The 11,641-nt window shown below is 61.5% G+C and carries 12 protein-coding genes and 4 pseudogenes; 3 read left to right on the top strand and 13 right to left on the bottom strand.

The features are described 5' to 3' along the window. Positions 1 to 358: pseudogene (locus tag G3446_RS24155) on the top strand (hypothetical protein); the annotation flags it as partial. 70 nt (positions 359 to 428) lie between these two features. Here G3446_RS24155 and G3446_RS24150 read toward each other — a convergent pair. The 6 genes from G3446_RS24150 to G3446_RS24130 all read right to left on the bottom strand — a co-directional run bounded on the left by G3446_RS24150 (position 429) and on the right by G3446_RS24130 (position 6,200). Then, positions 429 to 1,178: a transposase gene (locus tag G3446_RS24150; protein ID WP_164456140.1), complete on the bottom strand. Its 750-nt coding sequence runs from the start codon at positions 1,176 to 1,178 to the stop codon at positions 429 to 431. Positions 1,179 to 1,752: 574 nt separating this feature from the next. After that, positions 1,753 to 3,039: an ISKra4 family transposase gene (locus tag G3446_RS24145; protein ID WP_164456138.1), complete on the bottom strand. Its 1,287-nt coding sequence runs from the start codon at positions 3,037 to 3,039 to the stop codon at positions 1,753 to 1,755. Between the two features lie 498 nt (positions 3,040 to 3,537). Next, a complete protein-coding gene (locus tag G3446_RS24140) occupies positions 3,538 to 4,620 on the bottom strand; it encodes an ISKra4 family transposase (RefSeq protein ID WP_245232733.1) in 1,083 nt (360 codons plus the stop codon). Continuing rightward, entirely contained in the window at positions 4,511 to 5,014 is a 504-nt protein-coding gene (locus G3446_RS28415) for a hypothetical protein (RefSeq protein WP_245232731.1), read from the bottom strand. Before G3446_RS28415 ends, G3446_RS24140 begins: the two co-directional genes overlap by 110 nt. 533 nt (positions 5,015 to 5,547) lie before the next feature. Beyond that, on the bottom strand, positions 5,548 to 5,958 hold the full coding sequence (locus tag G3446_RS24135; protein ID WP_164456134.1) for a type II toxin-antitoxin system HicB family antitoxin: 411 nt from the start codon (positions 5,956 to 5,958) through the stop codon (positions 5,548 to 5,550). Then, complete coding sequence (locus G3446_RS24130) at positions 5,955 to 6,200, bottom strand: type II toxin-antitoxin system HicA family toxin (protein WP_164456132.1); 246 nt, start codon at positions 6,198 to 6,200, stop codon at positions 5,955 to 5,957. Before G3446_RS24130 ends, G3446_RS24135 begins: the two co-directional genes overlap by 4 nt. A 263-nt stretch (positions 6,201 to 6,463) precedes the next feature. On the opposite strand from G3446_RS24130, the gene G3446_RS24125 reads away from it, so the two are divergent. Together G3446_RS24125 and G3446_RS29310 are read left to right on the top strand one after the other, a co-directional pair. Further along, entirely contained in the window at positions 6,464 to 7,189 is a 726-nt protein-coding gene (locus tag G3446_RS24125) for a transposase domain-containing protein (RefSeq protein WP_164456130.1), read from the top strand. 63 nt (positions 7,190 to 7,252) lie between these two features. Beyond that, positions 7,253 to 7,444 (top strand): annotated as a pseudogene (locus G3446_RS29310) (IS4 family transposase); the annotation flags it as partial. Positions 7,445 to 7,644: 200 nt separating this feature from the next. Here the strand turns inward: G3446_RS29310 and G3446_RS24115 are convergent. From G3446_RS24115 to G3446_RS24085, 7 genes and pseudogenes are all read right to left on the bottom strand, one after another. Further along, positions 7,645 to 8,469: an AAA family ATPase gene (locus G3446_RS24115; RefSeq protein WP_164456126.1), complete on the bottom strand. Its 825-nt coding sequence runs from the start codon at positions 8,467 to 8,469 to the stop codon at positions 7,645 to 7,647. A 60-nt stretch (positions 8,470 to 8,529) separates the two neighbouring features. Further along, positions 8,530 to 8,781 (bottom strand): UPF0175 family protein, encoded by a 252-nt coding sequence (locus G3446_RS24110; RefSeq protein ID WP_164456124.1) that lies wholly within the window; start codon positions 8,779 to 8,781, stop codon positions 8,530 to 8,532. A 6-nt stretch (positions 8,782 to 8,787) separates the two neighbouring features. Next, positions 8,788 to 8,973, bottom strand: a pseudogene (locus tag G3446_RS28410) (HepT-like ribonuclease domain-containing protein); the annotation flags it as partial. Continuing rightward, a pseudogene (locus tag G3446_RS29305) lies at positions 8,970 to 9,193 on the bottom strand (transposase); the annotation flags it as partial. The pseudogenes G3446_RS28410 and G3446_RS29305, both read right to left, overlap by 4 nt. A 652-nt stretch (positions 9,194 to 9,845) precedes the next feature. Next, positions 9,846 to 10,061, bottom strand: a complete 216-nt coding sequence (locus tag G3446_RS24095) for a hypothetical protein (RefSeq protein ID WP_164456122.1) — start codon at positions 10,059 to 10,061, stop codon at positions 9,846 to 9,848. Then, the gene (locus tag G3446_RS24090) at positions 10,058 to 10,537 is read right to left on the bottom strand and encodes a type II toxin-antitoxin system VapC family toxin (protein WP_164456121.1); all 480 of its coding nucleotides are present in this window, start codon (positions 10,535 to 10,537) and stop codon (positions 10,058 to 10,060) included. The genes G3446_RS24095 and G3446_RS24090 overlap by 4 nt, the downstream gene beginning before the upstream one ends. Positions 10,538 to 10,591: 54 nt before the next feature. Continuing rightward, positions 10,592 to 11,323: a transposase gene (locus G3446_RS24085; protein WP_164456119.1), complete on the bottom strand. Its 732-nt coding sequence runs from the start codon at positions 11,321 to 11,323 to the stop codon at positions 10,592 to 10,594. Positions 11,324 to 11,641 lie beyond the last annotated feature (318 nt).

Raw genomic sequence — 11,641 nt, 5'->3', positions numbered from 1 at the left:
ATGGCCAAGCGACCGCCAATGCCGACTCATACCATGCGCTCGCGGCTTGATGCGCCCGCGCTCGGCAGGTTGCACCCTTCGCAAGGCGCGCGATACGGCCGCCGCACGCCGGGCACTGGTCTTAATGCGTGATATCTTTGCCAGCGTCGCTGCGGACCAGCGCATCCTGAACCAGGCCATCGACTCAAACATTCCCGACTTCGAGGATGCCATTCAGTTCTACAGTGCACTTCACGCGCGCACTGACTATCTGCTAACGCGCAACGTCGGCGATTTCCCAACCGGAATCCTGCCAATTCTGACCCCCGAAGAATTCCTCGCGTTGCTCAATCCCGAAAAATCGTCACCCGTCTCCTGATGCACCCCAGTGGAACATCGTCTCCGGCGTCTCGGCGCCGAGGAGGCGTGTGGACCACTGCAGCCGTTGCTCAGGCTCGGCGGTGGTGATGCGCTCGCGGTCGGCGTCGACGCTGTCGAGGCCCAACCAGACATCGATCGCCAGCGCGGCGGGGAGATCGCCATCGCGGAACAGGTGGTTGGCGCGGCTCAGGCTGCGTGCGCTCGACGAAGGCCTCTGAGCCCAGATAGATCTGGCTCTTCAGCTCACGCCAAAGGCTGGGAGCGCCAACCCCCTCGGCGACGAACCGCCGGTACCCGGCAACGGCCTCTGCTCGATCATCCGCGAATGCTCGCAAGAGCCCGTCGGTCTCCAAGAAGGGCAATGCCGGCGCCTCGCCGACCGTTGCTCGGTAGCTGCTCCAAGGCCAGTCTCCAGGCGCTCGCACCATGTCGGCCCGCACCGGATTCAGCACCACATAACGGGCCAGTTCCAGCAGATAGCTGTCGCGTTCGACCAGGATGCCCTTGAAACGTCCCTGGAACAGGTGGCCAGCGCGGCCATGGGTCCGGTTCACCTGCTGGGTATAGACGCCATTGAGCTGTCGCATCCCCAAGGACAGATTGGCCTCCGGCGTCTCCACCACCAGGTGGTAGTGGTTGGTCATCAGGCAGTAGGCATGACAGATCCAGCGGAAGCGCTCGCAGGTCGACGTCAGGATCTCGAGAAACGCCCTGCGGTCGTCGTCGAGGTTGCCGAGAAATATGCTGCGCCGCTCGTTGCCCCGCGCCGTGACATGGTAAAGCGCACCGGCGAACTCGATGCGCAGCGGTCTGGCCATACACTGACCTCCCGGGCTTGCTGGTTAAGGATTTCCCCAGAGACCAGTGCTTTGAAGGTGCGAAAATACAACCTTTAAAATCAGCATTTTACGCAGATCACTAGGCGATGCGCCGGTGGTCAGCACCGGATTCGAGGCAGCGCACAACCGGTAAATCAAGCGGTTACGCGCCGACACTTTTCGTGACCTTCACAGCCCTGCCCCAGAGACTCGACTAGCTTGGCGAGATGTGCAATGTGAGACCTGACCCTGTCTTTCTGTCTTTCATCTTATTCAAAAGGGGCGGATCATCATCTTATTCAAAAGGGGCGGATCATCAGGGCAGTCGCCTGGATTGTCTAATAGTATCCGCTAATATGTTGATGCGATTGCCCTGCCTCTAGAAGGCGTTGTCCGGGGCGGCGGCACTATCTCCGGTTGCGCGGTGCAGGTGGCTTGCAACCTTGGTGCGCGTGATATTCTCTTGTGCGGAGTGGATATGTCGGGAGATGGTTATTGGGATGGATCTTCCAATCCTCATTCAACACATGGTCAAGTTTGGAGTTTTGCCGGGTGCGGCCTCTCAATGATGTCATCAGCCGCAGCACTCTGCTCCGAATTGATCGATCTTCTCCCAGAACTGCGCCCAGCGTCCGGCGGTCTGGGTCAGGGCGCGTAAGCTGAGCACGATCTTGGCGCCGGTGGTCTTCCAGCGCATGCCGGAGGCGCACAGGCGCTGTTTGACCAGGGTCTTGCAGGCGGCCTCCGTCACGCCCGAGCCGATCGGCAGCCCCTCGGCGAGGAAGCCGGGGTAGCTCATCTGATGACGATGGTTGTTGAGATAGGTCCAAGCGCTGTAGGCGCCCTCGCGCAGGGTCTGTGAGAGGCTCGCTCGGCGCGAGAGGCGCTCGGCTTCCGCAACGAGCAGGTCGAGTGCGTTGGGATCGTGCTTGAGCAGGTTGCAGTGCGTGTGCTGCCACTGCGTGCGTTTGGCGGTGGCGTTGCGCTGTGGATAGCGCGCCTGCGCGAGCTTGCCGACGTATTCGCTGGCATGGAAGAAGTCGATGAGTTGGCGCTCGGTATGCTGCTCGAGGAACGCCCAATTGCTCGCTGCGCCATCGGCGATCCCCAGATAGCGGGCGTCGGGGTAGCGCTGCTTGGCACGGGCGATCTCGCGCTCGAGACGCTGATAGAAGGCGTGCTTGCCGTATTCCGGGGCGGCGGCGAGGTAGAGGGTGTGCTGGCGCTCGCCCTCAGGATCGTAGAACGAGAGCGTCCCGACCATGGCTTCGCGGTAGCCCTCGCTGTCCGCCATCGGGATCATGGCGCCATCGAGGCTGACCACGACCGTCTCGATCGGGGGCTCAAGCGCCGGCATTGCATACGCCCAATCCTCTTCCTTGGCCATGGCGATGCTGCCCACCCACTCGGCAACATTCTGCAGATAGGACCGGGCGACCTTGCGCCCGTGGTTCTGCTCAAGATCCGTCTGCACCGCACGCACGTTAAGCTGCGCGTACTTGTGACTGATTTGACGGGCAAACAAGGGCGTGGCTCCGCGAATGATGCGCGCGTCGTGCTCGAGCGGGCAGTAGATCCGTCCACCACGCGAGCTCTGATAGACATAGCGCTCGAGCCGCACCACGCCGTAGGGCGTCTGATACGCCTTCGGGTCGCGTCCACGCGCGGTCAGCTTCACCTCACCAACCTGGATCGGCCCGCCATCGGTGTCGAAACGGCGCAGGGCCTCCTCGCTCACGCAGCAACCGAGCGCATTCGTCGCCTCTTGGATCGCGCCTTCCATCTCCAGCAAACTGCCCTCGAGACTGACCGTCACCTCGACAGTCACCTCACTTCCCGATCTCTTGACGACCTTCACCATCGCGACACCTGCTGCAGGCTTTACAACAGGTTACAGAGTACTCTTCGATGAAACATCATGTCGAGGCCTCACCCGTTTTGCCTCGAAACTGCAAAAGCTCTTGGACATGCTGATTGAAGAGAGGCATCTGAAGATACAAACCATAAGCCCGACAGTATTGCAGCTTCCACGATTTCACCCCTGACCCGGCACTTTAATTGAGAAAGAAGGAGAGCCTCTCAGAGTCATATTGTCATCCCAAATCTTTCCAAGGGTCCTGTGCCTAACTCTACCTGAGCAGCGCAGCAGACACCTATCAGTCGCAAAGCAGTTTCAGGCGCAGGGCATCCAGAACTATGAATTTCATCCAGGAGTATCCGCAAACTCCGACCTCGTGGACGACGCTTACACATCTGGAACCGTCAAACGCTATCCCGACTGCTTTCGATGCGGGAAACGTGACTGCGGCGACCCTGACTGCAACAACGTGCTGGGTGCAACCTGCCGAGCGCGCCCGCATCAAGCGGCGATCCGTTGGTATGAGTCGGCATTCGCAGCGGCTGGCCCATAGAGTTGACGAAGATCTTCACGGATATGAACGGCGATGAAGTCCTCCCAGAGCCCGCTGATTGTGATGCCGCGCAGGGCCAGCATCGTTTGCGCCCCGGCCACGACCCAACGCATCCCAGCCCGCTCCATGCGGTCTTTGACGAGGCAGCGGCAGGCCCCTTCGATGACACCCGTGGCGATTGGCAAGCCCTCCGCAAGATACAGGTCATAGGCCATACGATGTCGGTGCGTCTCGAAATAGCCCACGATGCGCTCAAGCGTCTCGGCTGGGGTATCGTCGAGGGTGGTGGCCGCTCGGCGCAGGCGCTCGATGACGGCGCCGACCTGGCCGTTGAGGAGGCGCTCAAGGTTGCCCTTCGCCGCCGCTTGGGCGGCCTGTGGCTGACTCGGATGCAGCAACTTCGCGGCGTCCCAAACGTATCCGCAGGCATGCAGCAGATCGAGGATCTCGGTGACCTGCTCGCCCGGGAGGTGCGTGGCGGTCGCCTCCCAGAAGGAGGTCTGCCCGTCGCTGAGGACCACGGTACGGTGGCTCTGATCAGGATCGCGCAGGGCATTTTGCTGGGCAATCCAGGCGAAGATCTCTTCATTCTGAGGCGCGGTGGTGTCAGCCTCATCCCGCTTGAGGCAGGCGCGCACGTGTTTGTCCAACGGCGTGGGACGCGACACGCTCGGCGCTGCACGCGACTCGGCAAAGAGGGCCTCAAGCACCTGCGCTGGGGTGCGCACATGCGCCTCGATCCCATAGACCGCGCCAAGGATCGCCATCTTCTTCTTGCCCCGCTCCCCGCCGGTCTCGTTCGGGCGCATGTAAACGCCTTTCCCGTCGACCTGATCGACCAGAATCGCCTCGGGCGGCAGCACGGCGGGGGCCGGCAGCTGCTCCCAAAACGCCTCGGTGTGTGTGCTCAGACGCGCTTGATCACGCTCGAGCGTCTGCACCGATTGCGGCAGATCCAGGAGGTTCTCCAAGAACTGCTCGGCTTGGGCATAGGGCATCGCCTGCATCAGTCGCGCGTTCCAGTCTTGCAGCAGATAGGAGGTGCACTGCTCGGGCAACTGCAACCGTGCATCCATAGGGAATCGCCTCAAGCCGTTGGCCTTCACGCTGGCCATAGACAGAGCGCTCGATGCGGTACTCGCCGAAGAGGTTGCGGTACGGGCGCGAGCGTGGCTCCAAACGCTTGATTTCGCGCCCATCCTCCAGCTTCAAGCGCTCGCCGGCATCGCCCGGCCCGCTCAGGGTCAAGAAGCTCTGAAACAGGCTATGACCGAGCCGCAGCAGTTGCCGAAACAGTCCTTGCTCCAAGGTATGCGCCGCCGTGCCCGCGCGCGCCGCGTCGCGAACCGTCGTGATCATGGCCTCGATTTCGGAACGAACCGGAACAAAAACCTCTTCAGGAACATCAGGCAGCACAAACGACATCACAGACTCCTTACAACGGCACGGCCGTACCGATCGAAACCTATCTACAGAGTCTGTCACGCTCGATCAAGTACTGACGGTTGCCAAGCCAGCCAGATCAACTCTGGAAGTATTGTGTACGGACCCAGGGCGCGCTCGGCAGGTTGCACCCCAACGTGCTACGTGCAGCCTATGCGATGGCACAAGCCAACAATGGCGCCCCTGGCAGTGACGGGGTGACGTTCGCGGCCATTGAGGCAGACGGAGTGGAGGCGTTTCTGCAAGGCATCCAGGACGTTGTCTTGGCGTTGCATGCGGCGTCAATCAATTCTGCGCAATGGTTCACGCTCGATTCTCCCACCGCGCCCCCGCGCTGTGTCTACCCCCTTTTGCGACAAACTTATTTTTGCCTTCCCCGCAAGCCTTGCTGGCGCTAGGCTCAGGAGGTCAAGCGTCACGGCTGCTGACCCCGTCTTGCAAGCTCAGCGCGCAGTAGGCCGATGCGCGGGTCGGTGCGACGCGGTTCAGTCTGGCGCTCGGCAGGGTCCAAACAGTTAGGCGTGACGATCCCGCCGACCCAACCCCTCAGCAATCAGCGTCAGCACCAGCGTATTGAGCGACACGCCTTCTGCCTTGGCGCGCGACGTCAACTTGGCGTGAATGGACTTCGGAACGCGGGCGACGAACTTGCCGGATGCTCCTGGCGCAGCCGCATCATCCGGGCTAAAAGAAGGTGCAGGAATGTCGCGCCCCATGTCGGCAAGTGCGGAAACAACGGCGATAAAAGCATCGCGTCCATTTTCAACTGCCTCGGCCTCGGTTTCACCGTCGGACATGCAACCTGGAAGGTCTGGGAAAGTAATCAGGAAACCGCCACCATCTTCGACGGAAAGTGGACTAATGACGTGCGCGTAAGCCTCGAACGGCCAAGGCGGAACGATGCGGGGAACATTGATTGCGCTCATGATTGCGACTCCTTCACTTGATCAACCAGCCGCACGAATTGGCGCACATACACCGGTTTGATCGGTCGGTGTGCAGGGACGCTCACAATATCCGTCACCAACCCATGCGAGAAAACATGGTGACTGCCGCCCTCGCACCGAACCGCCATGCCGAACTGCCGCGCAACAGTTTGAAGTTGTTCGATCCGCCAGTCACGCGGGTTGTTGCGCATGGATTCCAGTAGCTTAGTGGCGGCGTTCATGGCGCCATAGTACTGCCAGTGACATCACTCATCAAGAAAGCCGACAAAGCCAAAAAAGTCGGCGCTGGCGGGACAGCACCGTAAGATGGCAAAACCGCCGCAGTCTTTTGAGCAACGGGGATTTTGCACTGTTGCACTAGCACCGTGGCGCACACTGTTAGACAACACCGACCTAGCCTCAATACCGTTCAATGGGCTTGCCGAATTCGTGGCCAAGCGTCAATCTCGATTTCATGAAATCTTAACCTGATTAAGAGGCTACGGTGATCAACCTGCACCAGGAGACGGCGGCGGTGGCCGCATGGCCAACGGACGAACGCCTGCGGGCGCTGCAACGCATCATCCCGCGCGCCCGGGTCGATGACGCCCTGGCGCAAACCGGTCGCGATCGCACCCACTGTCAGCGCCTACCGGGGTGGTTCATGATCGCCCTTGGGTTGTTTTCTCGCGATGCCTATCGCCAGATTTTTCGCTGCTTGCAGGTCTTTCGCCCAGGCGGCATCCCGGGGCGCTCGACGCTGTGCGAAGCGCGCAAGCGGTTGGGCGTGGCGCCACTGCGTGCGCTGGCCGCACAGGTCGTGGCGTTGCTGGGTCGCCCCGAGACGCCCGGCGCCTTCTACCGCGGCATGCGCACCATGGCCATCGATGGCTTTGTGCTGAACGTGGCCGACACCCCCGCCAACGAGCGTGCCTTCGGGCGCCCCGGCAGTGGCCGCGCGCCGGGGGCCTTTCCGCAGGTGCGGGTGTTGGCGCTGCGCGAGCCCGGCAGCCACGTCATGTGGAAATGGCTGATCAAGTCGTTGCGCTCGGCGGAAATCACCATGGCGCCAAGCCCTGCTACGCTTCCTGCAACCGGATATGTTGCTGTTGTGGGATCGGCATTTTCTCACCCACGCCACCGTCAGCGCCGTGCGCGCGCGTCAGGTCCATCTGCTGGCACGCATCACCTCCAATCGCGTCTTCACCCCGATCCAACACTTGCCCGATGACTCCTACCTCGCCAAGTTGTATCCTATGCCGCTGATCGGCGCCGTGATCGTCACGGCTTGCTGGTGCGCCTGATCGAATACACGCTTGATGACCCGCAGCGTCCCGGCAAGGCGGAGCCTCATCGGTTGCTGACCACCCTGCTCGATGCCGACTTGGACCCGGCCCGCACCCTGGTGTGCCTGTACCATGAGCGCTGGGAAGAAGAAATCACCTTTGACGAACTCAAGACCCATCAGCGCGAACGCCCCGTGCTGCGCAGTCAGACCCCCGCCGGAGTCGTGCAAGAGGTCTATGCCTTGATGCTCGCGCATTATCTGATCCGGGTGCTGATGCAGGAGGCGGCCGCAACCCAGCAGATCGACCCGCAGCGTATCTCCTTTACCGGGGCACTCAAGATCCTGCGCTGCCGCTTGCCAGAGTGCCCGACCGGGCCGCGGAAGATTCAGCAGTGGTATCAGCGCCTCGTGCAGGAAGTCGCCGAGGAAATCCTCCCGCCGCGCCGTAACCGGATCAGCATGTTGCGTTCGCCGTCGGAGAGCTGGGTCACGTTCAACTCCAACCCCTGTTTGACCAGGGTCATGCGCAGTGGCTTGCGACGGATCCGCAGATCCCGAAAGCCGGTGAACAGGTCCACGGCGGTACGCACGGTCTCCAGATCCGGATCGCGAAAGGCGGGATGGTCGCGGCGCTGCTCGTTCTCGATGTCCTCGCGGCGGCGAAACCAGATGAAGAAGCGCTTGAAATCGGCGCCGCCATGGTCGAGCGCGTCCCGATACACGTCGGATGGCTTGTCCTGAAACTGTTCGCGGACCCGGATGGGGATATCGAGCACGGCACGGTTCACGTCGTAATAGACCGCCAAGGGCAAGTCATGGGGTTCCTGCCATTCGCGCTCCACATGCTTCCACTCTTCATGCAGTGCCGATACCGCCGCATTCAGGGCCGTGAGATCGCTCTTACGCAAGGGATCGGGATAGCTTCCCTTGAGTCGGTTAGTCACGATCGACCATTGCAGACCTTCTCCCCTGAGTTGGGCCGTCAGGGTGATGCGGGCGAAGTCCGCGCCTTCGTGAATGTCGTCCAGTGCAATGGGGCGGGCCTTGAGCGGTTGTCCGTCGAGACGCCAGGTCAGTTGCGACAACCCGATCGCCAAGGCATCCAGGAAGGCCGACTTACCGGCCCCGTTGATTCCGACGAAGGCGGTCGTGCGCTGGGTGAAATCGACATGCAGGGTCTCGATGCCGCGAAAGTTCAGCAGAGTCAAGGATAAAACTTTCATGAAGCCGTCTCCTCGTCCGCCAGGCGCAGCACAGCGCGTCGAGACGTATTGCAGATGACCTCAGCCAAGGGGCGTCTGCCCCGCGATCTCGTCCTCGGACAGCACGAAGGTCGCGCCCCCGTAATCCGCCAGACGGCTCGGAAAGACCGTGCGCGGGACACCCGCGAGTCGGGCCGCACCGTCGGAGGACAACCGGCCCAGCTCATAGAGCTTCATGGCCGCGGCCAAGCGGATCTCAGTCGCCGCGGCATCTGTTGAAAGGTGCAGCGACAGCAGGGGCTCGTCCGGGACATCTAGAATGATCCTGCGCATGGCTGCTCATCGCTCATGGCTCTGCCGCGCAAGCCTTGCGCGAAATTCACGCAATGCGCTCAACAGCTCGGGCAAATCATCCTGGAGAATGCTCCAGATGGTATCGTCATCGATACCGAGGTAGCCATGAATCAGCCGGTTGCGCGTCGCGATGATGAGTCGCCAAGGAATCAGGGGGTTGGCCGCCCGGACAGATTGGCCTCCGGCGTCTCCACCACCAGGTGGTAGTGGTTGGTCATCAGGCAGCAGGCATGACAGATCCAGCGGAAGCGCTCGCAGGTCGACGTCAGGATCTCGAGAAACGCCCTGCGGCCGTCGTCGAGGTTGCCGAGAAAATGCTGCGCCGCTCGTTGCCCCGCGCCGTGACATGGTAAAGCGCACCGGCGAACTCAATGCGCAGCGGTCTGGCCATACACTGACCTCCCGGGCTTGCTGGTTAAGGACTTCCCCAGAGACTCGACTAGCTTGGCGAGATTTGCAATGTGAGACCTGACCCTGTCTTTCTTCGGCGCCGAGCTTTCCGCGCATCGCCCAAAGGCGGGCACGCCGACTGCGTGACACGCGCGAGCATGGTTGTCACGGGCAAAGTCCTCACGGTGTAGGGCCGTGTTTCACTCTCGCGTTATCTCGAGCCGCCACCCCTTTGCTCGGCCCGCGTTACCGGGCGTCAACGCTCGTATGGGTGGCTCCGACTTCCACGCACCACCGCCCGTGTCCTCGCTTTTACACTTGTTCACGGGTGCCCGCATCCAACGGACCGATGCGTGGATCTCCCTGGTTACCACGTGCTCTCAATGTCAGGCTCGACACGGCCTCGGACCCCGGGGAGTACCCGTGCCGCTGACCATGACGCGACACGCGCTGTTGCCTGCCGGAGGGACAAACCCGTCGGCACTCCCGACAGATTCTTTTCGGGGCTCTACACCTTTAGGGTCGGCATCACCCGTTACCTTTGCACCTCGCCTGCTTTCGTGCCTACGCATCGACGCGCCTGTTACCAGTCACGCCGCAAGGCTCGATACTGGGCTCGCGGCTCACGATTACCCAGGCGGGACTCTCACCCGCTAGAACACGCGGCCTTGCCAGGCCGCACTGTCCCCGGAATTCGATTCATGCCAGCGCGCTTCGACCTGCAATGTGGCTTCATGAGCCATCCGCGCCCGCTCTGCGACACGATAGCCGGCGGCCTCATTCAACTGCCGCTTCACCTCCCAAAGCTCAGCAAGAATTGGATCGGGCGCTCTCATGGGTTGGGTTTGGGTTTTGGCTGGTAATGTCATCGGATGCCTTCGAGCAGTTCTTCGGGTGTTGTCAGCAAGGCCGGTGTCTGGCCAAATGAAACGAGCGTGTCGAGCAGACGGGATTTTTGCTCCGGGCCAACAAGATGAGCAAAGTTCCAGCTCAAAAGATAGCGAGCGCCGTGATGGCTGGCCAGCGCAACATGCAGCGCATCCTCTGGTTCCGTTGCTGGCAGCGCACCCGCTTCGATGATCTGTTGCGCAAGCCGCTCGCAGTCAGGGGTGATTCGGAGAATATCGATGCTTCGAACGACATCCAGCCGACGTCGTGCCGCTACAGGGTCACCTTTTGAAGCTTCGTCGATCACCAGCTCAGAAATGGCCCGTGCCCAGTATTGATCAGCTCGATCCCACCAATCGCGCGTCCAGACCTGACGCGCGGCCGTCACCACATCCCGGCTCGGTCGCGCCGTCAGATATGAGATGACCGAGGTTTCAACATAAACTAAGGGTTTCAAGCGTGACTCACCCCGCGCATCGCACAAGTCACAGGGATTTCAGCGCGCAACGCGCTAAAGCCCCAACTCCATCTGCCCCGGCAACACGACCGGCCCGTCTGGCTCCAAGCGCGGTCGCCCGCGCGGGCGTGCCTCGCGCCGCTGGCCGGTCATCTGCTCGATCTGTTGCAGGAATCGCTCACTGCCGATGGGCTGGGATTGTTGAATGGCCAGGCGCAGCTCCGAGAGTGCCGCCTCGTCCAGCCCGGTGCGGAACAGTTCCCGATAGGCCGCTTGCCGAGCCTCGGGCGATGCGCCCAGTTCTCGATACAAGGTATGCGGCGAAAGCAACGGATCGCTCGCGCCCAGCCCATTGGCCTGGTAGCTGCTCCAAGGATACTCCCCTGGGTCGCGCACCATGTCAGCGCGCACTGGGTTCAGCTCAATATAGCGCTGGCAGCGTAGCAGATAAGTATCGGTTTGGATCAGCGAGGACTTGTAGCGACTATCCCACAGGGTGCCGGTGCGTCGGTAGGTCTTGTTGATGGTCTGCACATAGCGCCGCCCGATGGCCATGACCAACCGGGGAATGTCCTCCGCCGCTTTGGGCGTGATCAGCAGATGGACATGGTTGGTCATCAAGACATAGGCATGGAGTGCAGCGCCGGTTTTTGCCAGCGCCTCGCCGAGCCAGTGGCGGTAGGTCTGGTAGTCTTCCTCGGCAAAGAAGCAGGCCGCACGGTTATGACCGCGCTGGATGATGTGATGCGGGTAGTCGGCGATGTGCAGGCGGGGGCGGCGTGGCATGCAAAAGAGTATAGCAGAAACAAATCGAACCTGACCCCTTTAATTGTGCATCCTGTCGGTGACTGATGTCGTTGTCAGAGGGCGCTTGATCCGTCTCCTCCGCCCGCCATGGCTTCGGGATTACCCCTGCCTGCTTGGCCTGGTGCGCTGGGCTAACCCAAATCCGCCGCAAGGCCTCAATCGCCGCTCGTTCGCAGCCACCGCCTGACCCTGACCAAGCACAGGTTGGACGAAGCCGCTGCGCGGAGAAAGCCCATGCGGCGGCGTGGCGCTTAGAATGTAACCTCATGCCCTCGGTTGCGAGGGGCCGTTTGTTCA

The sequence above is a fragment of the Thiorhodococcus minor genome, assembly GCF_010820565.1.
Taxonomy (GTDB): domain Bacteria; phylum Pseudomonadota; class Gammaproteobacteria; order Chromatiales; family Chromatiaceae; genus Thiorhodococcus; species Thiorhodococcus minor.
The sequence above is the reverse complement of the archived record's forward strand: the minus strand, read 5'-3'. Positions and strand labels throughout refer to the sequence as shown.

Excerpts from the sequence above, each read along its gene's own strand:
- G3446_RS24150 (WP_164456140.1), bottom strand. The coding sequence starts at position 1,178 with ATGGCCAGACCGCTGCGCATCGAGTTCGCCGGTGCGCTTTACCATGTC.
- G3446_RS24145 (WP_164456138.1), bottom strand. The coding sequence starts at position 3,039 with ATGGTGAAGGTCGTCAAGAGATCGGGAAGTGAGGTGACTGTCGAGGTG.
- G3446_RS28415 (WP_245232731.1), bottom strand. The coding sequence starts at position 5,014 with ATGTCGTTTGTGCTGCCTGATGTTCCTGAAGAGGTTTTTGTTCCGGTT.
- G3446_RS24135 (WP_164456134.1), bottom strand. The coding sequence starts at position 5,958 with ATGAGCGCAATCAATGTTCCCCGCATCGTTCCGCCTTGGCCGTTCGAG.
- G3446_RS24130 (WP_164456132.1), bottom strand. The coding sequence starts at position 6,200 with ATGAACGCCGCCACTAAGCTACTGGAATCCATGCGCAACAACCCGCGT.
- G3446_RS24115 (WP_164456126.1), bottom strand. The coding sequence starts at position 8,469 with ATGAAAGTTTTATCCTTGACTCTGCTGAACTTTCGCGGCATCGAGACC.
- G3446_RS24110 (WP_164456124.1), bottom strand. The coding sequence starts at position 8,781 with ATGCGCAGGATCATTCTAGATGTCCCGGACGAGCCCCTGCTGTCGCTG.
- G3446_RS24095 (WP_164456122.1), bottom strand. The coding sequence starts at position 10,061 with ATGACATTACCAGCCAAAACCCAAACCCAACCCATGAGAGCGCCCGAT.
- G3446_RS24085 (WP_164456119.1), bottom strand. The coding sequence starts at position 11,323 with ATGCCACGCCGCCCCCGCCTGCACATCGCCGACTACCCGCATCACATC.